Annotated in this window: 25 protein-coding genes; 11 read left to right on the top strand and 14 right to left on the bottom strand. The window is 70.5% G+C overall.

The genetic code is table 11. The features are described from left to right. Positions 1–29 precede the first annotated feature (29 nt). From J2X21_RS12305 to J2X21_RS12285, 5 genes are all read left to right on the top strand, one after another. Complete coding sequence (locus J2X21_RS12305) at positions 30–263, top strand: hypothetical protein (protein ID WP_310328820.1); 234 nt, start codon at positions 30–32, stop codon at positions 261–263. A 197-nt stretch (positions 264–460) separates the two neighbouring features. Further along, positions 461–1711: a hypothetical protein gene (locus tag J2X21_RS12300; RefSeq protein ID WP_310328818.1), complete on the top strand. Its 1251-nt coding sequence runs from the start codon at positions 461–463 to the stop codon at positions 1709–1711. An 83-nt stretch (positions 1712–1794) separates the two neighbouring features. Next, positions 1795–4812, top strand: coding sequence for an ATP-binding protein (locus tag J2X21_RS12295; RefSeq protein ID WP_310328817.1), 3018 nt, complete (start codon positions 1795–1797; stop codon positions 4810–4812). Between the two features lie 300 nt (positions 4813–5112). Further along, positions 5113–6537 (top strand): pectate lyase family protein, encoded by a 1425-nt coding sequence (locus J2X21_RS12290; RefSeq protein ID WP_310328816.1) that lies wholly within the window; start codon positions 5113–5115, stop codon positions 6535–6537. Between the two features lie 112 nt (positions 6538–6649). Then, entirely contained in the window at positions 6650–7201 is a 552-nt protein-coding gene (locus tag J2X21_RS12285; RefSeq protein WP_310328814.1) for a 2OG-Fe(II) oxygenase, read from the top strand. A 42-nt stretch (positions 7202–7243) separates the two neighbouring features. On the opposite strand, the gene J2X21_RS12280 is transcribed toward J2X21_RS12285, so the two are convergent. Both J2X21_RS12280 and J2X21_RS12275 read right to left on the bottom strand, forming a co-directional pair. After that, entirely contained in the window at positions 7244–7459 is a 216-nt protein-coding gene (locus J2X21_RS12280; RefSeq protein ID WP_310328813.1) for a hypothetical protein, read from the bottom strand. A 170-nt stretch (positions 7460–7629) separates the two neighbouring features. After that, positions 7630–11157 (bottom strand): Dyp-type peroxidase, encoded by a 3528-nt coding sequence (locus J2X21_RS12275; protein ID WP_310328812.1) that lies wholly within the window; start codon positions 11155–11157, stop codon positions 7630–7632. Between the two features lie 194 nt (positions 11158–11351). Here J2X21_RS12275 and J2X21_RS12270 point away from each other — a divergent pair, with 194 nt between their 5' ends. Continuing rightward, on the top strand, positions 11352–11612 hold the full coding sequence (locus tag J2X21_RS12270; RefSeq protein WP_310328810.1) for a hypothetical protein: 261 nt from the start codon (positions 11352–11354) through the stop codon (positions 11610–11612). A 38-nt stretch (positions 11613–11650) separates the two neighbouring features. Here the strand turns inward: J2X21_RS12270 and J2X21_RS12265 are convergent, their stop codons facing one another. Beyond that, positions 11651–11857, bottom strand: coding sequence for a DUF3565 domain-containing protein (locus J2X21_RS12265; protein ID WP_310328809.1), 207 nt, complete (start codon positions 11855–11857; stop codon positions 11651–11653). Beyond that, the gene (gene recQ / locus J2X21_RS12260) at positions 11857–13746 is read right to left on the bottom strand and encodes a DNA helicase RecQ (RefSeq protein WP_310328806.1); all 1890 of its coding nucleotides are present in this window, start codon (positions 13744–13746) and stop codon (positions 11857–11859) included. The genes J2X21_RS12265 and recQ overlap by 1 nt, the downstream gene beginning before the upstream one ends. A gap of 29 nt (positions 13747–13775) precedes the next feature. Between recQ and J2X21_RS12255 the strand changes: the two genes are divergently transcribed. Beyond that, positions 13776–14261: a cupin domain-containing protein gene (locus J2X21_RS12255; protein WP_310328805.1), complete on the top strand. Its 486-nt coding sequence runs from the start codon at positions 13776–13778 to the stop codon at positions 14259–14261. A gap of 7 nt (positions 14262–14268) precedes the next feature. Here J2X21_RS12255 and J2X21_RS12250 read toward each other — a convergent pair whose 3' ends face one another. From J2X21_RS12250 to J2X21_RS12230, 5 genes are all read right to left on the bottom strand, one after another. Then, positions 14269–14685, bottom strand: a complete 417-nt coding sequence (locus J2X21_RS12250) for a hypothetical protein (RefSeq protein ID WP_310328804.1) — start codon at positions 14683–14685, stop codon at positions 14269–14271. Positions 14686–14796: 111 nt separating this feature from the next. Further along, positions 14797–15015 carry a SlyX family protein gene (locus J2X21_RS12245; RefSeq protein WP_310328803.1) on the bottom strand — a complete coding sequence of 73 codons (219 nt, stop codon included), beginning with the start codon at positions 15013–15015 and terminating at the stop codon, positions 14797–14799. A gap of 17 nt (positions 15016–15032) precedes the next feature. Then, a complete protein-coding gene (locus J2X21_RS12240; protein ID WP_310328801.1) occupies positions 15033–15872 on the bottom strand; it encodes a head GIN domain-containing protein in 840 nt (279 codons plus the stop codon). Beyond that, positions 15869–16618 carry a LytR/AlgR family response regulator transcription factor gene (locus J2X21_RS12235; RefSeq protein WP_310328800.1) on the bottom strand — a complete coding sequence of 250 codons (750 nt, stop codon included), beginning with the start codon at positions 16616–16618 and terminating at the stop codon, positions 15869–15871. The genes J2X21_RS12240 and J2X21_RS12235 overlap by 4 nt, the downstream gene beginning before the upstream one ends. 106 nt (positions 16619–16724) lie before the next feature. Continuing rightward, on the bottom strand, positions 16725–17813 hold the full coding sequence (locus J2X21_RS12230; RefSeq protein WP_310328799.1) for a sensor histidine kinase: 1089 nt from the start codon (positions 17811–17813) through the stop codon (positions 16725–16727). A 160-nt stretch (positions 17814–17973) separates the two neighbouring features. Here J2X21_RS12230 and ssb point away from each other — a divergent pair, with 160 nt between their 5' ends. Together ssb and J2X21_RS12220 are read left to right on the top strand one after the other, a co-directional pair. Continuing rightward, complete coding sequence (gene ssb, locus J2X21_RS12225) at positions 17974–18540, top strand: single-stranded DNA-binding protein (protein ID WP_310328797.1); 567 nt, start codon at positions 17974–17976, stop codon at positions 18538–18540. A 278-nt stretch (positions 18541–18818) separates the two neighbouring features. After that, positions 18819–19130, top strand: a complete 312-nt coding sequence (locus tag J2X21_RS12220) for a hypothetical protein (protein WP_310328795.1) — start codon at positions 18819–18821, stop codon at positions 19128–19130. 5 nt (positions 19131–19135) lie between these two features. Here the strand turns inward: J2X21_RS12220 and J2X21_RS12215 are convergent, their stop codons facing one another. From J2X21_RS12215 to J2X21_RS12195, 5 genes are all read right to left on the bottom strand, one after another. Continuing rightward, entirely contained in the window at positions 19136–19519 is a 384-nt protein-coding gene (locus J2X21_RS12215; protein ID WP_310328794.1) for a hypothetical protein, read from the bottom strand. A 102-nt stretch (positions 19520–19621) separates the two neighbouring features. Further along, positions 19622–20140: a nuclear transport factor 2 family protein gene (locus tag J2X21_RS12210; protein ID WP_310328792.1), complete on the bottom strand. Its 519-nt coding sequence runs from the start codon at positions 20138–20140 to the stop codon at positions 19622–19624. 129 nt (positions 20141–20269) lie between these two features. Next, complete coding sequence (locus tag J2X21_RS12205) at positions 20270–20641, bottom strand: YciI family protein (protein ID WP_310328791.1); 372 nt, start codon at positions 20639–20641, stop codon at positions 20270–20272. A gap of 108 nt (positions 20642–20749) precedes the next feature. Next, positions 20750–20908 carry a DUF3309 family protein gene (locus tag J2X21_RS12200; protein WP_310328790.1) on the bottom strand — a complete coding sequence of 53 codons (159 nt, stop codon included), beginning with the start codon at positions 20906–20908 and terminating at the stop codon, positions 20750–20752. A 135-nt stretch (positions 20909–21043) separates the two neighbouring features. Beyond that, a complete protein-coding gene (locus J2X21_RS12195) occupies positions 21044–22015 on the bottom strand; it encodes an AraC family transcriptional regulator (protein WP_310328789.1) in 972 nt (323 codons plus the stop codon). A 74-nt stretch (positions 22016–22089) separates the two neighbouring features. Between J2X21_RS12195 and J2X21_RS12190 the strand changes: the two genes are divergently transcribed. Beyond that, the gene (locus tag J2X21_RS12190) at positions 22090–23292 is read left to right on the top strand and encodes an MFS transporter (RefSeq protein WP_310328788.1); all 1203 of its coding nucleotides are present in this window, start codon (positions 22090–22092) and stop codon (positions 23290–23292) included. Continuing rightward, a complete protein-coding gene (locus J2X21_RS12185; protein ID WP_310328787.1) occupies positions 23289–24305 on the top strand; it encodes an NADP-dependent oxidoreductase in 1017 nt (338 codons plus the stop codon). Before J2X21_RS12190 ends, J2X21_RS12185 begins: the two co-directional genes overlap by 4 nt. The last annotated feature ends 15 nt before the right edge of the window (positions 24306–24320 follow it).

The raw sequence follows: 24320 nt of genomic DNA, 5'->3' as shown, positions 1-24320 counted from the left end.
CCGCTGTGAAAACACCGAAAGGAAGCATCATGAAAGCCACCGTCCTGATCCAAGCCGCTGCCGTCGCCGCGTTCGCGTTCACCGCCTTTGCCGCCCATGCCGCGCCGCAGGACGTGAAGACGCTGCCACGCGTCGTCATCACCGGCAAGGCCACGCCCGAAGTCGCCCAGCTGCCGCGCGTCGTCGTCGTCGGTGCCAGCGAAGCCACGCTGCTGCGCCAACAGACGCTGGCCGCTGCCAAGAGCAACACGCGCCGCGCCTGAGCCTCGCATGACGATGACCGACATGCACGACGTTCGAGCCGAGTCGCCGGCGCAGCGGGCCGGTGGCCGCGGCTGCGCCGACGACTCGGCTTGAACTCCAGGTTCCAGCGCTTGCCACGACCTCATTCGGGGGGTTTTGCCGGACCACCTGCCGTTACATCTCTGAAAGACAATCGGGCCTCTTATCGGAGCCCGTTGTGAAAGAAGAGCTGCGCAAACGCCGGTCCTGGCTGGATGGCTTCATGGCCTATCCCGCCCCGGCCGGCCTGACCGAAACCCAGCTGCGCGAGAACATCATCCTGCTGGACCAGGCTCTGTACGGGCTCTGGAACCTGGGCCACAACCTCATCTTTGCGTGGACGCCCGAGGCCAAGGGCCTGCGCGTGCTGGTGGCGCCGCATCCCATGCTGACCGAGTTCGCGCTCGGCGACGGCACGCTGCCGCAGCCGGAGCTGACGCGCCGCGCGCGCCTGCTCGACAAGCTGCTGTCCAACCAGGAGCACCTGGACGCCCATGCCTTCGACGCCGTCAGCGCCGCTTTGGGCATCAAGCCGCAGTTCATCGAGCTGCCGTTCTCGCCCGAGCGCAAGCTGGGCCTGCCGTTGATCGCGGCCATCGCCGCGCGCTACGGCGTGCGCATGGTGGAGGACCGCGCCGTCATCCTGTTCGACGCAGTGGGCTTCTCGCTGCTGACGCCGCTGCAGCAGGTCGTGCAGCTGAACAGCCTGTCCTGCTCGGTCAACGCGGCCTACGCCAAGCTGCTGGACCGCGAGATCAACATCAATTTCGCGCGCACCACCACGGGCGACGGCTTCTACATCTGGAACCGCATGCGCGGCGTGGAGGCCAACGTCGAGCTGTACCAGCTGATGCAGTTCATCCTGGCCGACAACGCGCTGGCCCAGGAGCGCGCCACTCGGCCCGAATCGGTGCCGCGGCTGCGTGCCTGCTTCCACGTCGGCTCGCACTACGAGTTCTATCAATCCGAAGGGCTGAACCCGACCTCGTTCAGCTACTTGGTGGGCCAGGTGACGATCGAGCTGGCGCGCATGATCGACCATGCGATGCCGGGCCAGATCCTGGTGGGCAAGTTCAACACGCTGATGCACGACGAGGCCACTGGCGAGGACGTGCGCATCGACAGCCTGGACTTCGTCGAGCGCACGCGGGCCCCGCTGCGCAGCCTGAACGGCCTGAAGCTGGCCGGCTCCGAGGTCGACGAGATCGCCTGCTACCTGACCGGCCGCCGCGACGGCACGGGCCTGTGGGGCATCAGCGAGTACCAGATGGCCGACAAGCACGGCTTCATCCACCGTGTCTACAACGCCAAGATCAACATCCACCGCCGCAACGGCGAGCCCATCTACCTGGGCCTGCGCGAGGAAGACCTGCCGATGGACGTGCCGCGTACCGTGGCCGACACGGATTTCACGCCGATGCAAGCTTGATGAAGGTCTGACGCCGCCCCAGGTTAGGGCGGCGCGTCAAGAACGTCATTTCTACTGATCCGCCCCAGGGCACTGGCGCTAGGATGACCGTCGCTGTGACCGAGTCCCCCGCCCCCCTCACGGCCCCGACGGCTGGCAGCCCCGCCAGCGTCGGCCAGCGCCGCCTGCTGACGCTGCTGTTCGTCGACCTCAGCGGTTCCACCGCCATGGCCGAATGGATGGAAGCGGAGCACTACGCCGCCATGCTGGCCGGCCTGCGTGAGCTGTACGAGCGCATCGTGCCCCACCACGGCGGCGTCATCGCGCGCATCCAGGGCGACGGCATGCTGGCCGTGTTCGGCCATCCCGAGGTGCGCGAGGACGATGGCCGCCGCGCCACCGAGGCCGCGCTGGAGCTGCATACCGCCGTGCGTGGCCTGGTGCCTCCCGGCCCCAAGCCCGCCGACTTCCCCGGCCTGACGCTGCACAGCGGCATCCACGCCGGCATCGTGCTCGTCAACGACGGCGACCAGATGCGCGGCCGTTTCGAGCTGCTGGGCAACGCGCCCAACATCGCCGCGCGGCTGTCCGAGGCCGCCAAGCGCGACGAGATCATCGCCAGCGAAGAGAGCCTGGGCCTGCAAAGCCAGTTCTTCGAGACCGGCCCGCGCTTCACGCTGCAACTGCGCGGCCGCGCGACGCCGCTGGCCGCCTACCGCGTGCACGGTCGCGCCGCCGTGGGCAGGCGCTTCGAGGCCAGCGTGCGCCGTGGCCTGGCCCCCTTCGTGGGCCGTGGCGGCGAGCTGGCCGCGCTGGACGCGGCCCTGGCCCGCACGCTGGCCGGCAACAGCCACTGGCTGGGCCTGCGCGCCGGCGCCGGCGTGGGCAAGACCCGGCTCACCGAGGAATTCCTGCGCCGCGCGGCCGACCAGGCCTGCCAGATCCACCGTGGCTACTGCGAGAGCTACCTCAGCGCCGAGCCGCTGCAGCCCTTCCTGCAGATGCTGCGCGCGATGGGCGGGCTGGCCGACCGTCCGCAGGACGCGCCGCCCGAGCTGTTCGCCGCGCAGCAAAGCGAGCCGGCGCAGCGCGCCGACGCGCTGCTGGCGCTGCTGCTGGCGTTGGCACGCCGCACGCCGCAGGTGGTTTGCATCGACGACCTGCAATGGGCCGACGATGCATCGCTGCGCCTGCTGCACCGGCTGCGCGCCGCCGCCCACCGCGAGCGCCTGCCGCTGCTGTTGCTGACCGCCAGCCGGCCCCAGCCCGACCAGGCCGGCAGCGCGCCGCCCGACGCCAACGACGCGCATGCCGACGTCATTGAGTTGCCGCCGCTGACCGAGACGGAGGCGGCCCGCGCCGTGCAGCTGCTGCTGCCGCAGATCGACCCGTTCATCGCGTCCGAAGTGCAGCGCCACGCCGGCGGCAATCCGTTGTTCATCGAGGAGCTGTGCCACGCCGCGGCCGATGCGCGGGGCGGGCTGACCGAGGGACAGAGCAGCGCCGCCTGGCTGGCCGCGCTGGTCGAGTCGCGCGTGGGCCGGCTGCCGCCCGAGCAGGCCAGCCTGGTGAGGCTGGCCGCCGTCATCGGCAACGTCATCCCGGTGTGGCTGCTGGAAGCGCTGACCGGCTGCGGCGAGCGGCACCCGGCCGTGCAGGCGCTGGCCGCGCAGGACTTCATCTTCCCGGACCAGCGCCCCGGCCATCTGCGCTTCAAGCATGGCATCACGCGCGACGTCGTCTACGAGGCCACCGGCCTGCACGAGCGCCAGGCCTTGCACCGCCGCATCAGCGCCGAGCTGGCCGCGCGCGGTGCCGCCGCCGCGGGCCAGTTCCACGAGCAGCTGGCCTATCACGACGCCGCCGCCAACGACTGGCCCTCCGCCGCCCGCCACGCCGAGGCCGCCGGCGACCAGGCGCTGGCCGCGTCGGCGCTGGACCGCGCCAAGAAACAGTTCCGCGCCGCGCTGGCCGCGCTGGAGTTCCTGCCCGACGACGAGCATCGGCGCCGCCGCTGGGTGGGCATCGCGCAGCGCCTGGGCATGGCCTGTGTGTTCGACGCCTCGCAGGACGACCTGCGCGTGCTGCGCCACGCCGCCGGGCTGGCACAGGCCGACGGCGACGCCGGCCTCATCGCGCGCACCGAGTACTGGCTGGCCTACGTGGGCTATGCGCTGGGCGAAACGCGCGACAGCCTGCGCCATGCGCGCGCCGCCGTCGAGACCGCCCAGGCCTGTGGCGACAACGCGCTGCTGGCCCAGCTGCCCGGCACCGTGGGCCAGCTGCAGGCCGCCGCGGCCAACTACGCCGAGGCCTTGCCCATGCTGGACCTGGCCATCGCCCGCCAGCGCCAGCGCGCCAGCAAGAGCGCCATCAACCAGATCGGCCTGTCGTTCTCGCTGTGCTGCCGCGCCTATGTGCTGGGCGACCAGGGCCGCTTCGAGCAGGCGCACGAGATCTTTGCCGAGGCGCTGGCGCCGTTCGACGGCAGCGGCCATGCGGTTGAAGCCAGCATGCAGGGCTGGCGCGCCGCCGTGCTGCTGTGGCAGGGCCGTTGGGCGGAAGCTCGCCAGGCGGCGGCCGTCGCGCACCGCGTGGGCGCGCAGGTGCGCAGCATGTTCACCTGCGCGATGGGGCATGCCGCCGGCGCTTACGGGGCCTGGATGCAGGACGCCGACCCCGCGGCGCGCCAGCACATCCTGGATGCCACGGCCTGGCTGGCGCCGCGCGGCGGTGGCCTGTACAGCAGCTTCCAGCACGGCTGGCTGGCCGACCTGCTGTCCACGCAGGGCGATGCCGGCGCGGCGCGCCACCACGTGGCGCTGGCGCTGAGGCGCGGCCGCCAGCACGACTGGATTGGCGGCGCGATGGCCTACCGCGCGGCCGCGCGCCTGGCCGCCCGCATGGGCGACGCGCCGCGGGCGCGCCGCTACCTGGCGCTGGCGCGCGGCGCCGGCGAGCAGCGCAACTCCGACCACGAGGCCGCCGTCACGGCGCTGCTGGAGGCCGAACTGGAGCTGGACGACGGCTGGCGCGCGGCGCTGGAGCGGGCGCGGATCGAGTTCGAGCGCATGGGCATGACCGGCTTCCTGGAGCGCGCCCGGCAACTGGGCGGCGGCTGAGCCCTCTACGAGTCGGCAACGAAGTTACGACTTGCTCGTCGTTGTCGCGAGCTTCGTGAAACTCCGTATCCATAAAAACAGAACGATGTTTCATGATTGCATCGCGATGCGCGGCGGCAAGGCCGCGCCGACCTGACGTCGCCGCGCCCCTCGCGCGCGGATCGGCCGGTTGCGACCTGACGTCGGCACTGGTTCCTCCCACCACACCGCGACCGTGCCGGCGCCCCCTGGGCAGCCGGGCGGCGCAGGCTGCGCGTGCCTGGACGGATACCGCGCCGCCACAACGACAGGAGACAAACCATGAAGAAGATCACCCCGCCGCCGCTGCCCACGGTCCGCACCGCCGGCACCGTGATGGGCCTGCTGCTGGCTGCCACGGCTGCCCACGCGGTGGACTGGCCGTCCGGCTACTCCAAGTGCGCCGACGAAGGCGAGACCTGCAAGGCCGGCACGGCCACGCGCCCCGTGTCCTTCGGTATCAAGGACAAGTGGGTCATCAAGAACCTCAGCGGCAACATCGCCTGTACGACGGCCACCTTCGGCTCCGACCCCAACCCCGGCCTGACGAAGAAGTGCGCCGTCGGCCCGGTGGGCACGCCGGCCCCGACGCCCGCACCCACACCAGCTCCCACGCCAGCGCCTACCCCGGCGCCGACACCCGCCCCCACGCCGGCTCCGACGCCTGCCCCCACGCCCGCGCCCGCTCCGGCCGGCCACAGCGGCGGCTATGCCGGCACGGTGACCGGCGGCGGCAACGCCACGGTGCAGACGGTCAGCACCGCCGCGGCCATGCAGGCCGCCATCAACGCGTACACCGGCACCGGCGGCCTGGTGCTGCGCTACACCGGCACCTTCGACTTCAACTCCATCACCGACTCCTGCGCGCAATGGCAGAAGCCGGCCGGCACCATCGTCGAGATCAAGAACAAGAGCAACATCACCATCGAAGGTGCCAACGGCTCGTCGGCCAACTTCGGGCTGGCGATCAAGGCCAATGCGCAGAACATCATCATCCGCAACATGACCATCGGCCTGCTGCCTGGCTCCATCGACGCCATCGGCATCGAGGGCCAGAGCGGCGGCACGCCGGGCTACATCTGGATCGACCACAACACGCTGTTCAGCAGCACCAAGGAGTGCAGCGGCGCGGGTGACCTGGAGTTCGACGGCCTCATCGACAGCAAGGCCGGTGCCCACCACATCACCTACTCGTACAACTACATCCACGACCACCAGAAGGTCGGCCTGATCGGCTCCAGCGACAGCGACGCCAGCGACCGCTACATCACCTTCCACCACAACTACTACCAGAACGTCACGTCGCGGCTGCCGCTACAGCGCGGCGGCTACACCCACCTGTACAACAACCTGTACAGCGGCGTGAAGACCTCCGGCGCCAACATCCGCATGGGTGGCTACTCGCTGATCGAGGGCAACTGGTTCGAGAACGCGCAGAACCCGGTCACGTCGCGCGACTCGTCGTCCATCGGCTACTGGCAGCTGCGCAACAACAACATCAGCAGCCCGGCCGACTTCTCGACCTACGGCATCACCTGGGTGGCCAGCGGCTCGTCGCCGTCGCGCGACGCGACCGACTGGACCACCACGGCCAACTTCCCGCTGGGCATTCCGTACAGCTACTCGCTGCAGGCGCCGTCCTGCGTGAAGCAGAAGCTGCCGGCGGCGGCGGGCGCGGGGACCAACTACGCCAAGGTCAGCTGCTGACCCTCCGACGAGCCGGTGCCAGAGGGCGCCGGCTTCCTCGGAAACCGCTCGTGCATCGATGAAATGGTGCTGAGCGCCTCGCAGGCCGCGACCCTAGGATCCGCGGCCTGCCATGACGACCCCGCTGCACGACCGCTACTTCATCACCCTGTACGCCGGCCTGGACGAGGCCACCTGCCGAGCGGTCATCGAACGCTTTGACAGTGACGAGGGCAAGCGGCAGGGCCGCATTGGCGGCCCGGGCCAGGCGGCCCAGGCCGAGCAGGTCAAGCGCTCATGGGACCTGGAGATCCGGCACGACGGCGACTGGCAGGAGATCTTCCAGCGCATCCATCCGCGCATCCAGGCTTTCATCCTGCAGTCTTTCGACCTGCAGGCCACCGGCTACAAGATCCAGATGTACCTGCGTGGCGACGGCCACTTCCGCTGGCATGCGCATTCGGTCGGCGGCAACACCGGCGACCGCGTCGTCGCGATGGTGCTGTACTTGAATGATGTGGCCCGCGGCGGCGAGACAGAGTTTTTCCACCAGGGGCTGAAGATCCAACCGCGCGCCGGGCAGCTGGTGCTGTTCCCGGCGGGGTGGAACTACATGCATTGCGGGCATGTGCCGGAGTCGGGGGACAAGTACGTCATTTCGACGTTCATCAGGATCAAGGGCTGATCGACAACGGCGCTGTCGCTCGCGGCCTTCAAGGCGGACGGTTCATCTGGACAAGATCACTGCCAGCAGTGCCGCCCAGCTCAAGCCTTCAGCGACACGGGCCGCCGCAACTTCATCCGCTGACAACGGCTCGAGCGATACGCGATGCCAGTGCCACAGATAGAACCCCAAGGCCGAAGCCACCCCCAGCAGCAGCGGCCAGCTAGACCCGGCGGCCACGGCGGCGAAGCCGCAGGCCGTGATGACCAAGGCGGCCACCACGACTCCCAGGCCGCCCGAGCGACGTTGGGCAGACGAGTAGCTGTGGCAAGCGCTGCAGCGAGCCGGCAACGTTGGGTAGGACAGCCACTTGCGGAAGTAGCTGATCGTCAGGCCGCGACAGGTCGGACAGGGGTACATGGGACCGCTGGTCACTCGATTGGCGAAGCCTATACCCCCATCGCCACCACCGTCTGCGCCCCCGTAGACCGCAGCACCCCCGCATCCAGCACCGCCGCGATGACGCCCAGCATGACGCCCATGCCCATGCCGTAGCCTGAACAAGCGTGCGGCGGCGGTCCCTTGGGGTCGGCGCGGTCGCCGCCGAAGGCGACATGATGGCGCAGTGGGTCCTGCTGTGTGGCGGAACCCAGGCCCACCACCAGCACGCGGCCGGGTTCCACGTCCACCTGGCCCAGCTTGTGCGCCACGCGGGCCTTGCGCCAGATCTGGAACGGCGTTGGGCGTTGGTTCAGCGTCGCGACCATCGTGGGCCTCAGCCGCGCCACGGCCTCGGCGTAGGGACGCAGGCCGCTCGCGTCGGCCGCCACCTCGTTCCACAGCGGCTGCAGCTCCCACAGCTTGCGCGTCTGCGTCCACGCCACCAGCACGGTCAGCAGATTGGCGTGCGTGGTGGGCGGGAAGCCCAGCATGATGCCGGCCAGCGTGCGCGCGGGCAGGTCGGGCGTGGCGCCCGGCACGGCCTTGGCGGCGGCGATGATCTTTGCGGCAAGCGGCGGCAGCTGGGTGCCCGGCTCGGCCAGCCAGGCTTCCGTCGCGGCCAGGAAGCGCTTGCCGGCGGCGCGGCCCTCGGCCTTCACGGCATCGGTCGGGTAGGGGCCGAACACATGGCGCGACACCTTGAACAGGTCGCGCGGGCAGCGCGGCGCGACGCTGCCGACCTCGGGCGCGCCGGCATAGGCCTCGGCGTGAAACTCGGTGCCCCAGATGTGGCGGCCGTCGGGCTGGCCGAACCAGGCCTTGCACAGCGCGGCCAGCACGCCCTCGCTGAGGCGCTCGAAGTCCAGCGGCGTGTCGGTGGGCAGGTCCTTGGGCTTCTGCGACTCGGGGAAGGCGGCCAGCAGCGCGCGGGCTTCGCCCTTCAAGCTCTCCAGGCCCTTCTTGGCGATGGCGTAGGCGGTGCGGTAGCACTGCTCTTCGCTGTAGGCCTCGATGGCGGCGTTGATGGCGGGCGCCTGCTCGCGGTGGCCGGTGTCGTCGTCCAGGCCCAGATAACCCACGCCGATGGAGTCGTGCATGCGCTCGCCGTATCCGCTGTTGGAGTAGCGGTCGGGCACGTTCCGCAGCACCTCGCAGACGCGCTCGGCCGCACCCACGAGCACGCCGTAGGCCGTGTCGACCACGCCGCCGGGCTGGGCGCGCACCCAGGCCCAGGCCTGGTCGCGGGTGGTGGTGTCTTCCAGCCACAGCTGCATCGCGGCCTTGTCCTGCAGGTCGGGCGTCTTCAGCGGCACCGGCGTGGGGGCGGGCAGGGGCAGGGGCAGCTCGACCAGGCCCGGCAGGCCCTTCAGCGCGGCGATGGACGGCACGAAGAAGTAGGCGCCCCACTGCAGCGTGACGAAGGGCTCGGGGCCCAGGTCGATCTCGTAGGCCTTGCCCGCATGCTCGAACGGGTACAGGCGCGGGCCCGCGCTGCCGTCGACGACGCCCAGCAGCGGGTCGGGCTGGCCGGAGTAGCCACCGCTGGCGTTACCGCCGGCGATCCAGCGCTGCACCACCTCGAACTGCTCGGCCAGGTGGGCGTTGTAGGCCATGAAGACCAGGCCGCGGTCCTCGTCGTCGGGGGCGTCGGCATGCACCGGCGCGCCGTAGCTCATGCCGCGGCGCAGGATGCGTGGCATGCGGTTCTTCGCGAAGGCCTCGTCGGCCTCCAGGTCGCGCGGGTTGGCGCGGCGGATGTGCGAATGGAAGGGGCAGGCCGAGCCCAGCGCATCCTTGGCGTAGTTGAAGTCGTTGCCGGTCACCGTGGGCACGGCCATCGAGCGGCCGTCCTGCCAGCGGCCCATCAGCTTGGCCAGCACGAGGTCATGGTCCAGGCCTATCTTCTCGGCCTGCTTGTAGGTCTGGCGCGCGAAGCGGCCGGTGTACTGGCGCAGCTTGCGCACGACCAGGAAGGTGCCGCGGTCCAGCAGCGCGTCGGGCTGCTCGGGCACGGCATAGCCCTTGTCGCGCTCGGTCGGGAAGCCCTGCAGGATTTCGCCGGTCTTGACCTGGTCGCTCCAGGCCTCGCCCGGCGCGCTGCCGTCCAGCGTGGGCTGGCTGATGCCGTCCTTGAAGCCGAAGTGCTCCTTGTCGGCCGCATTGCTGCGCATGGGCTCCATGGCCATCAGCGCCAGGCCCGTGCCCACGGTCAGGGCCTGGGCCAGTTCGCGCAGGCGCTGGTCGTCGGCATCGGTGAAGAACTCGCCCGGCTCGGCGGCCGGGAAGCGCAGCTGCACCAGCACGTGGGCGTCAGCGGGGGCGATGCGGTCCACCTGGTTGACGTGGGGTGCCAGCGCCCAGTGCGTGGGGTGGTTGTGGCGCACGTCGCCCAGCAGGCCGGCGCGTGCGGCCATGCCTTCCTTGAAGGCCTGCGGGAAGCGATCCAGCCGCGCGGCGGGCACGCCCAGCGCCTTCAGGCCCGACAGCGTCAGCGCCACCTGGCGCCAGACGCCCGGCTGCGCGGGGTCGTCGTTGTCCTTGTTGACCGGCGCGGTGCTGAGCCAGGCCACGGCCTGCGCCGGCTGGGCCACGCGCAGCAGCACCAAGCCGCCGCGGTTGCCGGGCGGCTTGGTCAGGATGCAGCACTGCAGGTCGCCGGGCTTCAGCGACAGCGCGCGCGCCTGTACCGGCGGCTCCGGCACGACCTGCTCGAACCAGGCCAGCATCTCGTGGTGGCGCTGGCGCAGCTGGCCGCCGGGCGTAGCTCCGCCGTTGTTGGGGAACTGCTCGGCGGTGTTCAGCTCGCGCAGCTCGAACAGCACGTCGTGCGTGGCGCGCAGCAGGCAGTCGCGGTCGGGCGACGTCGCGCCGAAGAAGCGCTGCAGCGTGAACAGCCCCGCCAACGGCACCAGCCCGCGCGCGGCCATCGCGAAGCGGTCCTTGTCGCCGTTGGGCAGCGGCTGCACATCGCCGGAGGCCGGCGCGCGCAGGCGGTTGAACTCCAGCTCGCTGGCGCGGCCACGCTGGGCGGCCTCCAGCTTGGCGAGGTACTCGGCATCGCTGACGGTGCGGCCGGACTCGATGAACAGGAAGTCGGCCGACACCTCGTGCTCGCGCACCCAGCGCGCATAGGTCTCGAAGCTGCAGTTGCGCGACAGCTGGTAGTTCTCGGTGTGGCACAGCATCAGGTCCAGCGTGGTGCCCAGCTGGTCCCAGATGACCCGCATGTACGGTTCCCAGCCGCCGTCGAAGTTGACGCTGAGCAGCAGCCGGTCGGGCGCGCCGTCCTTGCCGTCCACGATGCTCCAGCGGAAGGAATGGACGATGCGCCAGCGCGCGACGATGTCGGTGTAGGGCGAGGCCGGTGTGCTGGACTCGCGCGAGCCCAGCCGCAGGCCGTTGAGCGTCTTCAGCACCTTGCGCAGCCGGTCGACGTAGGTGACGACCTCCAGCGCGTCGACGAAGCCGCGCTTGATGTCGGCCAGCAGGTTGAGATCGGTGATGCCGCCCAGTTGGACGTCGTTGCCGCGTGCCATGTTGTTCTCCCTTTGAGGGCGCCGAGTATGAGCGCGCTCGGCGGGCCGTGGCGTGCACGCAATCGGCAAGATTGACCACGGCGTTCATCCGCGCCAGCCGCAGCTCGTCGGCGGAAACCGGCAACCTATCGCAAACCCCAGGACGGGCAAACCCTTGGCGGGCACATTCACGCTCACCAAACCGGGAGAGCCACATGAACCGCATCAGCACCACCACCCACCGCATGGCCCGCCTTCAGGCCGCCAGCGCCTTCGTCCTCGTCGCGATGACCGCGCTGACCGGCGCGGCGTGGATGAGCATCGCGGCGCCGGAGCAAGGCCCCACCGTGGTGAAGCTGGAGCGCGTCGTCATCGAAGGCACGCGCACGGCCGAGGTGCAGCAACTGCCGCGCGTGGTGGTCACCGGCCGCCGCGACCCGGCCGCCGACGCTGTGCGGGTCGCCAGCGCCAACTAGGGCCTGTTAACACTACGGCAGTGGGTCGCGTTGAGGTCCTAAACCCTGTCTGGCGGCGCGCCCTGATCGCACTTGCGACAGGCGAGCCGCTGGCCCAGGACGCCGGCCCGCCCCTCGGCGGTCTGCGTCCACGGCCGGTTCTGCAAGGGCGGATCGTGGCGCGTGTGCTGGTTGTGGCCACAGGCCAGCTCCGCGACCCAATGGCCCTCGTCATCCAGATGGAAGCCGGTGATCGGCTGTTCCATCAGCGACCCAAGACTCTCAGGATCTCCCGCCCGTAGGCCTCGAGCTTTTTGGCCCCCACGCCGCTGATGTCGCCCAGCTCCGTCAAGTCACCCGGCATCACGCGGGCCATCTCGGCCAGCGTCGTGTTCTGGAAGATCACATAGGCCGGCAGGCCATGCTCCTTGGCCACCTCCGAGCGCCAGGCCTTCAGCGCCTCGAAGCGCTCCTGGGCCTCGGCGTCCAGGCCCAGTGACGGATCGGCCTTGGGCTTGGCCGTGCGGCCGGCCTTGCTGGCCTTGCCGCGCGACTTCTTCTCTTCCGCTTCGCGCAGCCGCACCTCCACCTCGCCCTTCAGCACCGCCCGGGCGCTGTCCTGCAGGGCCAGCGTGTTGAACTCGCCTTCGGCCGCCACATGGCCCAGCGCGATCAGCTGGCGCAGCACGGCGCGCCATTGCTGCTCCGACAGGTCGGCGCCGCAGCCCCAGGTGGACAGGCTTTCGTGGTGGTACTGCTTCGTCTTGTCGGTCGCCTTGCCGCGCAGCACATCGATCAGGTGGCCCGCGCCGAAGCGCTCGCCGCGCTGGTGGAAGCGGTAGATGCAGGAGAGCAGCTTGCGCGCCGCCTCGGTGCCGTCCCACGTCGCCGGCGGGCTCAGGCAGTTGTCGCAATTGCCGCAGGGCGTGCTCTCTTCGCCGAAGTACGCCAGCAGCCGCACGCGCCGGCAGTCCGTCGCCTCCGCCAGCGCCAGCAGCGCGTCCAGCTTGCCGCGCTGGCCCTGCTTGAAGACCTCGTCCGCCGGGCTCTCGTCGATCATGCGGCGCTGGTTGACGACATCGGCCAGGCCATACGTCATCCACGCCTGGGCCGGCGCGCCGTCGCGGCCCGCCCGGCCCGTCTCCTGGTAGTAGGCCTCGATGTTCTTGGGCAGGTCCAGGTGGGCGACGAAGCGCACGTCGGGCTTGTCGATGCCCATGCCGAAGGCGATGGTGGCGACGATGGTGAGCCCTTCCTCGCGCAGGAAGCGGTCCTGGTGGCGGCGGCGCACGTCGGCGTCCAGGCCCGCGTGATAGGGCAGCGCGTTGATGCCCTCGCTCTTCAGCCACTCGGCCGTTTCCTCGACCTTCTTGCGGCTCTGGCAGTAGATGACGCCGGCTTCGCCCTCGTGCTCGTCGGTGATGAAGCGCAACAGCTGTTCGCGCGGCGAGCCGTTCTTCTCGACGATGAGGTAGCGGATGTTGGGCCGGTCGAAACTGCTGATGAAGACGCGCGCGTCCTGCAGCTGCAGCCGCTCGATGATGTCGGCGCGCGTCAGGTCGTCGGCCGTCGCGGTCAGCGCGATGCGCGGCACTTCGGGGAAGCGCTCGTGCAGCAGGCTGAGCTGCAGGTACTCCGAGCGGAAGTCGTGGCCCCACTGGCTGACACAGTGCGCCTCGTCGATGGCGAACATCGACAGCAGGCCGCGCTCGCGCAGGCTTTCCAGCTGCGCCAAAAAGCGCGGCGTCGTCAGCCGCTCGGGCGCGGCATACAGCAGCGTGAGGCGCCCGCTCATCATCTCGCGCTCGATGCGGCTGGCCTCCTCGCCGGTCAGGCTGCTGTTCAGGAAGGCCGCGTGCACGCCGGCCTCCTCCAGCGCGCCGACCTGGTCGTGCATCAGCGCGATCAGCGGGCTGACGACGATAGCCACGCCCTGGCCGCGCGTGTGGCGCAGGATGGCCGGCACCTGGTAGCACAGGCTCTTGCCGCCGCCGGTGGGCATCAGCACCAGCGCATCGCCGCCGGCAGCCACCTGCTCGACGATCTCGGCCTGCTGGCCGCGGAAGGCGGTGTAACCGAAGACTGCTGACAGGACCTGGTGCGCAGCGGATTGCAGGTCGTCGGTGGGGCTTGGAAGATGCACGGGCGGATTCATTCAGCCGCCATTGTCCCCGGAGACCTTCCATGCCCACACCCGCCGAATTGCGCGACCAACTGATCCGCAATTTCCACGACGCCCCTCGCGAGCGTTTCGTGCGCCCACCGCTGTACGACACCGAAAGCGCCCCGCTGTCCAACGGCACTGCCGCCAGGAAGCTTGGCGCCGGATTCGACATCCTGGCGCCCGGCCAGATCGGCTGCCCCTACCACTTCCACCATGCGCAGGAGGAGATGTTCGTCATCCTGCAGGGCGAGGGCACGCTGCGCGTGGCGGGCGAGCGGGTGCCCATCCGCGCGGGCGACACCATCTTCATCCCGCCGGGGCCGGCGTACGCCCACCACATCATCAACACGTCCGACGCGCCGCTGCACTACCTCAGCATCAGCACCCAGGAGAGGCCCGAGGTCTGCGAGTACCCGGACTCAGGCAACGTGGGCATCTTTACGCCGGGGCTGCGCTTGGTGCAAAAGCGCGATGCGGGGCTGGACTATTGGGACGGCGAGGCCTGAAGGCGCCTCACCACTTGCGCTGCCCCCGCAGCGACCCGGCGGGATCACCGGCGCTGCCGGCGGCCGTCTTGTCGATCAACCGCAGCGTGCGGGGCTGGCGGCCCGCCAGCACTTCCGTCGTGACGTCGCGCAGCACCATCACGCGGTGCTGCCGCTGCCACGCCGCCCACAGGCGCGCGGCGTGCTCGTCGACGCCCGGCGGGCCCGACAGGGCGTAGACGCTGCCGGTCTTGGACCGGGCTTCATCGCCTCCGGGGCTGACCTGCGCGAGCGCCGACGACACCTTGGCGCAGTTGTCCGCGCTCAGGAAACCCACGAGGTGCCAGGACGGTGCGTCGTAGTTCGGCACCTGGACCTCCCACGCGCGCCACCGCACCAGGACGAGCCTGGCCGTGCTTTCGGCTTCGAGCGGCAGGACGATCATCGGGTGCGCGGCTGTGGAGGCGGGTGCTGGCAGTCTGCCGCGCACCGCTGTGCCGCCGCCTAGGACCGGACACCGTCGCAGTTGTAGGACGGCGCGCCGTTCGGCGCATCCTCAGTAGTGCGGTGGCAGCTCGTCGCGCAGCGTGCGCGGCGCACCGGGCTCTGCGGAAGCGCGGTCGCGCAGTTCCACCAGCTCGCGCACCAGCCGGTCGATCTGGTCCTGCTGGCGCACGACGACCTGGTTCAACTGCTCGATGGTGTCGTCGGCGAAGCTGGCCTTGATCTCCAGCTCGGTGATGCGCTGCTCCAGCGTCTGCAGGGTGGTGTCCATGCCCGTATTGGGCCAGATCAGCGCTTGTCGCCCGGCTTTTCGCCCTTGGCCGAGATCGAACCCATGCCCGACACGGAGCGTTGCACCGAGGGCTGGCCGTAGTAGTCCACCGAGCCGACGCCGGAGATGTGGGCGGCCAGATCGTCGGTCACCCACAGCAGCACGTTGCCCAGGCCGCTGACATTGACGCGCGCCTTCTGCGCCTGCAGCCGGTCGGCGATGACCTTGCCCTTGCCGGAGATCTGCAGCGCCAGGTCGTCGACGCGGCCGCCCAGCTGGCCGTCGCCGGCGCCGCTGATGCCGAAGGTGAGCTGGCGCGCGTCCAGCTGGTCCAGCCGCACGTTGGCGGCGCCGCTGATCGTCAGCCGCAGCTGGTCCGTGCGCAGCGGGCCGGGCGCATGCACGTCGCTGGCACCGGACACCGACAGCTGGCGCAGCTGGCGCATCTCGACCTGCACGAAGAGCTTGTCGGTGTGCCAGAACTTCCAGCCGCCTGCTGGGCGGATGACCAGCTGGCGGCCGTGCAGCTCAACCGCGACGCCCTTCTGCACGTCGGCGTCGCCGGCGATGAAGGCCTGGTCGCGCTCGCCCTGCACGATGACGACGCGCGCCGCACCGCCCAGTTCCACCCGGTCGAAGGCGCCGGGCATGTAGACCTTGCCCGGCCCGGCCGGCAGCGCGGGGGCGGCCGGCAGCGGCGGCAACGCGGGTTGGGCCGGCTGCGCGGGCAGCGCCGGCACCGCGTGGGGCGCCACGTGGGGTGCGGGGGTGGGATGCGGTGCAGGCGCCGGGGGCGGCGTCTGGGCCTGGACCAGCCCCGCGGCGAACAACAGCAGCATCAGCGCGGACGTTTTCACAACGATTGCTCCCTCAGCATCTTGGACACCTCGCGGTTGGCCGTGATGCGCGTGCCGTCGCGCAGCTGCACGACCAGCTGCGAGTTCTCGTCCGGCGTCAGGCTGTCGACGAAGTCCAGGTTGACGATGCAGCCGCGCTGCACGCGCAGGAACCTGGCCGGGTCCAGCTTGGTCTCGAATTCGGCGATGGGCAGGCGCACCAGGAAGCTGCGGCCCTTGCTGGTGATGGCGGTGTACTTGTTGTCCGAGCGCAGGCACTCGATGGCGTCCACCTGCAGCGGGAAGATCTTGCCCTGGTCGCGCACCAAGAGGCGCGTCAGCGGCGCGTCGTGCGGCGCTCCCAGCGCCTGCACCATCTCGGCCGCCGGATTGACGGCCAGGGGCGCGGCGTCGCGCAGCGCATGGGCCACGGCCTCGTCAAAGCGCTCGCGCGAAAAGGGCTTGAGCAGGTAGTCCACCGCGTGCAGCTCGAAGGCGGTCAGCGCGTGCTGGTCGTAGGCCGTCGTGAAGATGATGCGCGGCTGGTACTCGTCGCCCTGCAGTGCCTGCACCACCTGCAGACCGGTCAGGCCCGGCATCTGGATGTCGGTCAGCACCAGCGCGGGCTTCAGCGCGCGGATCTTGTGCAGCGCGTCCTCGCCGTCCTCGCAGACGGCCACCAGCTGCAGGCCCGGCGTGGCCTTCACCCAGTCGGCCAGCGCATCGGCGGCCAGGGGTTCGTCTTCGGCGATCAGGACGGTCGTCATGTCTGCCCCTCGGTCGGTGAATACACCGCCCGATCCCCCGAGGGGATGGCGGTACGGCTTGGGGCGGCCCGGCGCTCGGCCCGCCGCCACGTTGTTGAAGATCGGTTCATGTCTGGGGGATGAAGAGGTCGACGCGGAAGCCGGCGCCGGGGGCGGTGTGGATGCGCAGGCGGGCCTGGCCCTCGTAGTCCAGCGCGAAACGCTTGCGCAGCGCCGCCAGGCCCACGCCGCGGCGCTGGCCCGGCTTGGGCTCCAGCGCCTCGGGCTCGCAGCCGGGGCCGTCGTCGGCCACGGCCAGGTCCAGGCCGTGGTTCAGCGCATTGCGCCGCGCGGTGATCGTCACGCAGCCGCCGGCCTTGCGCGGCGCCACGGCATGCAGGATGGAGTTCTCGACCAGCGGCTGCAGCGTCAGCGGCGGCAGCTCGTCGGCCATCACGCGCTCCTCCAGCTGCCAGTCCACGCGCAGCCGGGTGCCCAGGCGCAGCGCCTCCAGCGCCAGGTAGTCGCGCAGGAAGTCGATCTCGTCGGACAGCATCACGCGGTCGTCGGCGCCGCGCTTGGTGTCCAGCACATAGCGCAGCATGGACGCGAACTTCAGCAGCGCGGCCTCGGCACCGGCCGGGTCCTTTCGGGTCAGCGCGATCAGCGAGTTCAGCGTGTTGAACAGGAAATGCGGGTTCAGCTTGCCGCTGATGGCCGACAGCTCGGCCTTGGCCAGCGCGCTCTCGGCCTGGGCCGCGGCCACGGCCGCCGAGCGCGCCGAGCGCGCCTGCAGCACGGCCGTGAAGGCGGTGGCGATGGTGGCGTAGACCACCAGGCCCCAGACCGAGCGCCACAGCAGCCCGGCCACCAGCACGGCGCCGGCGTGGTCGCTGCCGAACAGCGCCGCGTTGACGCCGAACTCGCCGGCCTGCCACAGCGCCGAGAACGTCACCGCCGCCAGGATGTGGGCCATGGCCGTGGCGGCCGAGCCGGCGTCGCTGCCCTGCAGCCGCCGCACGACCGGCCAGACGGCGATGCCCAGCAGCATGGGGGCCCACAGCATCGTCGTGGCCTGGTAGACGGCCAGCCAGAACGGGTCCAGCCCGCGGTCGAACTCGCTGCCGGCCAGCACATACAGGCACCAGGCCAGCGCGCAGCCGCCGGCGTAGGCCAGCCAGAGGCGTCGGTTGGAGCTGGGGGCGAGCGTGGTCATGGCTTTCATCTTAGGGAGGGCGGGTGCCGGGCCGGCCGGCGGGGAGACGAAGTGCGGGCCCCGGGGTGCGGGATGCGGTCTCCGGGGTGTTGCTGACGGGCCCTGGCGGGGCCCGCCGGCATAATTCGCCCCCTTCCCCATCGAATTTCAGGCGAGCGTCATGGCCAGCGTCAACAAAGTCATCATCATCGGCAACGTCGGCAAAGACCCCGAGGTCCGCTACAACCCCAGCGGCGGCGCCTGGGTCACGCTGAGCCTGGCCACCACCCGCAACTGGAAGAACCGCGAGACCGGCGAGCGCCAGGAAGAGACCGAATGGCACCGTGTCGTCTTCAACGACCGCCTGGCCGAGATCGTCGGCGAATACGTCCGCAAGGGCCGCCCCCTGTACGTTGAGGGCCGCCTGAAGACCCGCAAATGGCAGGACAAGGAAGGCCGCGACACCTACACCACCGAGATCATTGCCCAGGAAATGCAGCTGCTGGGCGGCCGTGAAGGCATGGGCGGCGGCGACGAAGGCGGCGGTGGCGGCTACAGCCGTGGCGCTGGCGGCGGTGGTGGCGGCGGCTACAGCCGCGGTGGCGACGGTGGCGGCGACGACTTCGGCGGCGGTGGCCGCCCGGCGGCGCGCCCGGCCGCGACCCGCCCCCCGGCCCCGCGTGCGCCCGCCCCGGCGCCCAAGGCGTCGACCGGCTTCGACGACATGGACGACGACATCCCGTTCTGACGCCACCCGATCCAGACGGACGACATCAGGCCCGCGGCAATGCCGCGGGCCTTTTTCATGCGCCCGCCTAACTGCACCATCCCCGGCTCTGGCAGCCCCAGCCCGGGGCGGAATGCGCCGGCGCAGAACTGCGCGGTGCGTGGCAGCAACGTGAGGTGAGTCGCGTCAATCCCCGTCTCGGCCCGAGATAGCACCTGCTCGCGGGGGAGTGTGACGAAGTTGGCACGGAAACAGCTTGTTGCAGCGCACAAACCAATGAAGGTTTGAGGAGGGAACCCATGCGCGCCAAGTATTCGAAGTTCATATTGGCGGCCGCCGCGCTGGTGGGCTCGGTCTCTGCATTCGCCGCCGTGCCGCCGGTCAAGCCGGAGGCTTCGACCGTGTCGGAGGCGACCGCCGCGGGCGCGCCGACCGTCAGCCCGGTCACGACCTGGACCGGCTCCGGCTATATCACCCCGGGGTCCTCGACGCTGACGAGCGCTGAGAAGGACGTGGTCATCGCGCCTACGGTCACGACGCCCGAGACCTACGCGCTCTTCGCCGCCGGCCTGCTGTTCGTGGGCCTGCGGCTGCGCAACCTCAGGGGCTGACGCGATCAGCGTTTGGGCTGCGCGGGCCTGGAGGCCGCCGCGTCGCGCTCGCAGGCCGCCTTCTCGCTGCCGCTGCTGGCCAGGCAGCGCGCCGCGGCGTCATTGACGACGCCCGACGCCCGGCCGGCTGGCACGGAGGCGGCGGCTGCGGCAAGGATGGTGCTTTGCCTGGACCTGAGCGGCACCGAGATCTGCGGGATCACGCGCTCGTCCGGGCGCTGCACGCCGGGTTCCTTGGCGTTTTCGGCGGCCGTCAGCACCGGGTTGCGGGCCGGAACGGTCTTGGAGGCGGCGGTCGCCGGTGCGCTCGCCGCGGCGGCCTGCGCGCAGGCCGCGCCACTGGCCGCTGCCAGCCAACCGCCAACAAGAAGGGTCAGGGCGAGTTTCATGGGGCACCGCGCGATTCCGTTGCGATGCACGGAGTCTGGAATCGCGGCGCCGTCGCGCTTGTAGGAGGCTGGCTTGCGATCTGCGGCGTGGCTTCCGATCTTCTACGGCAGCTTGGGCGCTGACGGGCGGTGGTCGAAGCTCAACACCCGGGCCAGCCGCCAGCCCGTGGCCTCACGCTTCCACAGGTGCACGAACTTCGCCTCCTCTGAGCCAGGTTCGCCCTTCTTCGCAAAGACGTGTCGGCCGATCTGCACGGCGCCATAGCCCTGCATCGGGTAGACCTCCAGGCTGCCCGGCACCAGCGTGCGCGTGACGCCGTTGTCGCGCGGGCAGGACTTCATCACCTTCACCGCCTCGCCAAAACTGGCCCCGGTTTTGTCGTGATAGAACTCGGCGTCGTCGGTGAAGATGGCCCTGAAGCGGGCGGCGTCACAGGTCACGAAGGCGGCCTCGAACAGAGCGGCGTCCATGCGGGCGAGTTCGTCATGCAGCGGCCCTGAACGAGTGGCGTCCTGCGCCAGACCCGGCAGGCTCAAGGCCGCGATGAGCACCCCGGTCATCCACTGGTGTGGACGCATGAACGAGCCTGCGGTGTGCCGCGGCGTAGCGAGTGGACGCATGAAGGTTCCTTGCAAAGCCTGAATGTCGGCCGGCAGTTTGCAAGGGGCAGTGGCGTGTCGCGAGTGGAACGTGACGAAGCGCGTCGGCCCATGGATGGGCCGGCGATGCGGCGGACAGCCCGCTCGGGCTCAGCGCGCCAGGTAGAAATCCATCGGAATCAGCTGCACCGCCCATCCGCCTTCCTCGCCCAGCTGGGCGGCGGGGTGCAGGGACGCGAGGCGCTGCGCCTCCTCGTCGCTGTCCGCTTCGATGATGAACAGGCCACCGACGACCTCCTTGGTCTCGGTGTAGGGCCCGTCGCTGATGAAGGTGGTGCCGCCGCGTGGGCGCAGCGTCTTCCAGCGGTCCAGGTCGGCCAGCGACGCGGCCACCAGCACCTTGCCGGTGGCGCGCATCTTCTCGTCCAGGGCCGGGCATTGCCCCACCAGTTTCTGGACGTCGTCCGGCGCCATCGCGGCGAACTTCTCGGGGGTGTAGAAGGCAAGGCCGAGGTATTTCACGGGGGGCTCTTTCGGGTGGTGATGCACTGATGACGAAGACCGGCGCCGTAATTCGACACGCCCGGAAAAGAAACTTGTAACCCACCCGCCCCGCGACGGCCGTCGCGGCTACAGCAATCCCATCAGCAGCAGCACGATGAGGATCAGCACCACCAGGCCGAGACCGCCGGTTGGGCCGTAGCCCCAGCTGCGGCTGTGCGGCCAGGTCGGCAGGGCGCCGACGAGCAGCAGGATCACGATGACGAGAAGGATGGCGCCGATGCTCATGGCTGTCTCCTGGGTGAGCAGTGAATGGCCACGACGAGCGGATGCTTGCGGGCCTGCACCACTGTCGGTGACGGCCTGCGGTGCAGGTGTAGGTCCGGGCTGAAGCGCCCGTAGGGCGACGCGAGGCGCGCGGTGTCAGTCGCCCCGCGCCGCGCTGGGCGCGTGTCCGATCACGCGTTTGAACGCGCGGCTGAACGACGCCTCCGACTCATAGCCCAGCCGGTCCGCCGCCACGGCCACGCGCATGCCGTCCTGCGCGATCCAGCGCCGCGCCTGGAACATCTTGACCTTGGCCACGTACTTGGCCGGGCTCTCGCCCATGGTGCGCGTGAAGGCCTCGGCGAAGCTGGAGCGCGACGCGCCCATCAGCGCGGCCATGTCGGGCACGTTCCAGTCGCGCTCGGGCTCGGCGTGGATGGCGGCGATGACCTTGCCGACCTTGGGGCAGCGCACCGCGGCGACCCAGCCGGTGGCGTCGCTGCAGCCGCACTCCACCCATGCGCGGATGATGCTGGCCGCCAGCGCATCGGCCAGCCGCGCCAGGATGCCGCAGGCGCCGATGCGGTCCAGCGCAACCTCGCGCTCCATCGCGTCCAGCAGCGCCGGCACGGTGGCGTCCTTGGCCGCCAGGTCGCCGGCCAGCATGACGGTAGGCATCATCGCGATCAGCGGGTGCAACGGATCGAGGTTGAAGCGCAGCGCGCCGCAGAACATCACGTCGGGCGGCGGCCCGCCGTCGACCGGCGTGCCTTGCAGTTCGCTGCCCACCAGATAGATGTTGTCGGCCACCGCCACGCGCGACAGCGTGTCTATGTCCACCGTCGGCACGTCTGGCGCGCTGGCCAGGATGTGGAAGCTGCCGTGCGGGATCAGTACCGCGTCGCCGGGGTTCAATCGCTGCCAGTCCGTGCCGGCCGTGCGCAGCCAGCAGCCTCCGCTGGCGACGAAGTGAAAGCGCGCCGCCGCCTGCGCGGGGAAGGCCACGGCCCAGGGACCGCGCATCAGGCAGCGGCCGTACTCGACGCCGTCCAGCCGCAGGCCCAGCAGCACCTGGGTCAGCGTGTCCGGGCCTCGGGGGTTGGTGGCGCTGGAGGAATCGTCAAGCATTTCGGCTGTTTCGGCATTCAAACGCCGGAATGCTATGCCTAGCATGAACCCGTTAGCCACTCCAAGGTCTTTCGGTGTCCTCCTCCTGCTCCACCTGCGCGGACCCTGTCGCCGCAGCCGCCCCCACCAGCCACTGGCCCGCCATCGCGTCGCTGTCGCTGGGCGTGTTCGGCCTCGTGATGGCCGAGTTCCTGCCGGCAAGCCTGCTGACCGCGATGGCCACCGATCTGGGCGTCAGCGACGGCACCGCCGGCCAGGCCGTCACGGCCACGGCGCTGGTGGCCGCCGTCGCCGCGCCCTCGCTTCCGCTGCTGACGCGGCAGCTGGACCGGCGCGTCGTCATGCTGGCGTTCACGCTGGTGCTGCTGCTGTCCAACGTGCTGGCGGCGACGGCGTCCAGCCTCGCCGTGCTGATGACGTCGCGCGTGCTGCTGGGCATCGCGCTGGGCGGCTTCTGGTCCATGTCGGCCGCGCTGGCGCTGCGGCTGGTGCCGCCGGCGCAGTTTGCGCGCGCCATGTCGGTCATCCTGACCGGCGTTTCCGTGGCCACCGTCTGCGCGGCGCCGCTGGGCGCGTGGATGGGCGAGGTATGGGGCTGGCGCAGCGCCTTCATCGCGGCCGGTGTGGTCAGCCTGCTGACGCTGGCCGTGCAGCTCGCCACGCTGCCGGCGCTGCCGCCGCGCGACAAGCCCGATCTGCGCGTGCTGGCCGAGCTGCTGCGCCGCCCGCCGGTGCGCGTGGCGCTGCTGGCGGTGCTGCTGGTCGTCTCCGGCCACTTCGCCGGCTTCACCTACATCCGGCCGCTGATGGAGCAGATCACGCACCTGTCCGTCGCGACGATCTCGGCGGTGCTGCTGGGCTACGGCGTCGGTGGCTTCTTCGGCAACCTCGCCGGCGGCTGGCTGGCCGGGCGCAGCGAGCGCCTGGCCATCGTGGCCGGCGGTGCGCTGATCGCCGTGCTGGCGGCCAGCCTGCTCGTCGCCGGCAGCTCGGCCTGGGTGACGGCCATTGCGGTGACGCTGTGGGGCTTCGCGTTCGGTGCCTTCCCCGTGGGCTTCCAGACCTGGATCGTGCGCGCCGCACCCGACCAGGCGGAGGGCGCCGGCGGGCTGATGGTGGCCGGTTTCCAGATCGCCATCGCCGGCGGCGCCATCGGCGGCGGCCTGTTGGTGGACCGCATCGGTGCGCTGGGCGGCCCGGCTTTCGCAGTGGTGGCGCTGACGCTGGGCGCGTTGCTGACCCTGCGTCACGGCCCCCGTCCCGGAGCTGCGCAATGAACCGCCGTCTGACGCTCGCCAGCCATCCGCAGGGCCTGCCGGGGCCGGAGCACTTCCGCCTCGACGTCCAGCCGCTACCCGAGGCCGCCGATGGCCAGGTGCTGCTGCGCACGCTGTACCTGTCCATCGATCCCTACATGCGCAACCTGCTGGCGCCCATCGGGCCCGGCTATGCGCCGCCGGTGCCGCTGGGCGGCGTCATCGTGGGCGGCACGGTCAGCCAGGTTGTCGAGTCACGCCACGCGGGCTTCCAGGCGGGCGAACTGGTGCTGGCCAACGCCGGTTGGCAGGACTACGCCACCAGCGATGGCAGCGACCTGCTGGCGCTCGGCGACATGGCGCAACCGTCGCTGGCGCTGGGCGGTCTGGGCATGCCGGGCTTCACCGCCTACGTGGGCCTGCTGGACATCGCCCAGCCCCAACCGGGCGAGACCGTGGTGGTGGCCGCGGCGACCGGGGCGGTAGGCAGCGTCGTGGGCCAGCTCGCGAAGCTGAAGGGCGCACGCGTCGTGGGCATTGCCGGTGGCGCCGAGAAATGCCGCCACGCGGTCGAGGTGCTGGGCTTCGACGCCTGCATCGACCGCCATGCGCCCGACCTGGCCGGGCGGCTGGCGGCGGCCTGCCCGCAGGGCATCGACGTCTATTTCGAGAACGTGGGCGGCGATGTGCTGGCGGCCGTGCTGCCGCTGCTGAATCTGCTCGCCCGTGTGCCGGTGTGCGGCTTCATCGCGCACTACAACGACACCGCGGCGCCCGCGCCGGGGCCCGACCTGGCCACGCTGCTGGCCCGGCGCATCAAGCTGCAGGGCTTCATCATCCTGGACCACTACGGCGAGCGCTTCGACGCCTTCCGGCGCGACATGGCGGCCTGGCTGGCCGAGGGCCGCATCCGGCTGCGGGAGGACGTTGTCGACGGCCTGGAGCAGGCGCCCGCCGCACTGGCGCGGCTGCTGCAGGGCGGGAACTTCGGGAAGACCGTGGTGCGCGTGGCTGGCGGGCCCGGCGACGCCTGAAACTATTTTTTGCGC

This window comes from Roseateles asaccharophilus (assembly GCF_031458115.1).
Lineage (GTDB): Bacteria > Pseudomonadota > Gammaproteobacteria > Burkholderiales > Burkholderiaceae_C > Pelomonas > Pelomonas asaccharophilus_A.
Note: the sequence above shows the minus strand (reverse complement) of the source record. Positions and strands in the feature narration are given on the sequence as shown.

Bases quoted from the DNA above. Each gene is read 5' to 3' on its own strand.
- J2X21_RS12305 (WP_310328820.1), top strand. From the start codon at position 30: ATGAAAGCCACCGTCCTGATCCAAGCCGCTGCCGTCGCCGCGTTCGCG.
- J2X21_RS12295 (WP_310328817.1), top strand. From the start codon at position 1,795: ATGACCGTCGCTGTGACCGAGTCCCCCGCCCCCCTCACGGCCCCGACG.
- J2X21_RS12290 (WP_310328816.1), top strand. From the start codon at position 5,113: ATGAAGAAGATCACCCCGCCGCCGCTGCCCACGGTCCGCACCGCCGGC.
- J2X21_RS12285 (WP_310328814.1), top strand. From the start codon at position 6,650: ATGACGACCCCGCTGCACGACCGCTACTTCATCACCCTGTACGCCGGC.
- J2X21_RS12275 (WP_310328812.1), bottom strand. From the start codon at position 11,157: ATGGCACGCGGCAACGACGTCCAACTGGGCGGCATCACCGATCTCAAC.
- J2X21_RS12270 (WP_310328810.1), top strand. From the start codon at position 11,352: ATGAACCGCATCAGCACCACCACCCACCGCATGGCCCGCCTTCAGGCC.
- J2X21_RS12265 (WP_310328809.1), bottom strand. From the start codon at position 11,857: ATGGAACAGCCGATCACCGGCTTCCATCTGGATGACGAGGGCCATTGG.
- recQ (WP_310328806.1), bottom strand. From the start codon at position 13,746: ATGAATCCGCCCGTGCATCTTCCAAGCCCCACCGACGACCTGCAATCC.
- J2X21_RS12255 (WP_310328805.1), top strand. From the start codon at position 13,776: ATGCCCACACCCGCCGAATTGCGCGACCAACTGATCCGCAATTTCCAC.
- J2X21_RS12250 (WP_310328804.1), bottom strand. From the start codon at position 14,685: ATGATCGTCCTGCCGCTCGAAGCCGAAAGCACGGCCAGGCTCGTCCTG.
- J2X21_RS12245 (WP_310328803.1), bottom strand. From the start codon at position 15,015: ATGGACACCACCCTGCAGACGCTGGAGCAGCGCATCACCGAGCTGGAG.
- J2X21_RS12235 (WP_310328800.1), bottom strand. From the start codon at position 16,618: ATGACGACCGTCCTGATCGCCGAAGACGAACCCCTGGCCGCCGATGCG.
- J2X21_RS12230 (WP_310328799.1), bottom strand. From the start codon at position 17,813: ATGACCACGCTCGCCCCCAGCTCCAACCGACGCCTCTGGCTGGCCTAC.
- ssb (WP_310328797.1), top strand. From the start codon at position 17,974: ATGGCCAGCGTCAACAAAGTCATCATCATCGGCAACGTCGGCAAAGAC.
- J2X21_RS12220 (WP_310328795.1), top strand. From the start codon at position 18,819: ATGCGCGCCAAGTATTCGAAGTTCATATTGGCGGCCGCCGCGCTGGTG.
- J2X21_RS12215 (WP_310328794.1), bottom strand. From the start codon at position 19,519: ATGAAACTCGCCCTGACCCTTCTTGTTGGCGGTTGGCTGGCAGCGGCC.
- J2X21_RS12210 (WP_310328792.1), bottom strand. From the start codon at position 20,140: ATGCGTCCACTCGCTACGCCGCGGCACACCGCAGGCTCGTTCATGCGT.
- J2X21_RS12200 (WP_310328790.1), bottom strand. From the start codon at position 20,908: ATGAGCATCGGCGCCATCCTTCTCGTCATCGTGATCCTGCTGCTCGTC.
- J2X21_RS12195 (WP_310328789.1), bottom strand. From the start codon at position 22,015: ATGCTTGACGATTCCTCCAGCGCCACCAACCCCCGAGGCCCGGACACG.
- J2X21_RS12185 (WP_310328787.1), top strand. From the start codon at position 23,289: ATGAACCGCCGTCTGACGCTCGCCAGCCATCCGCAGGGCCTGCCGGGG.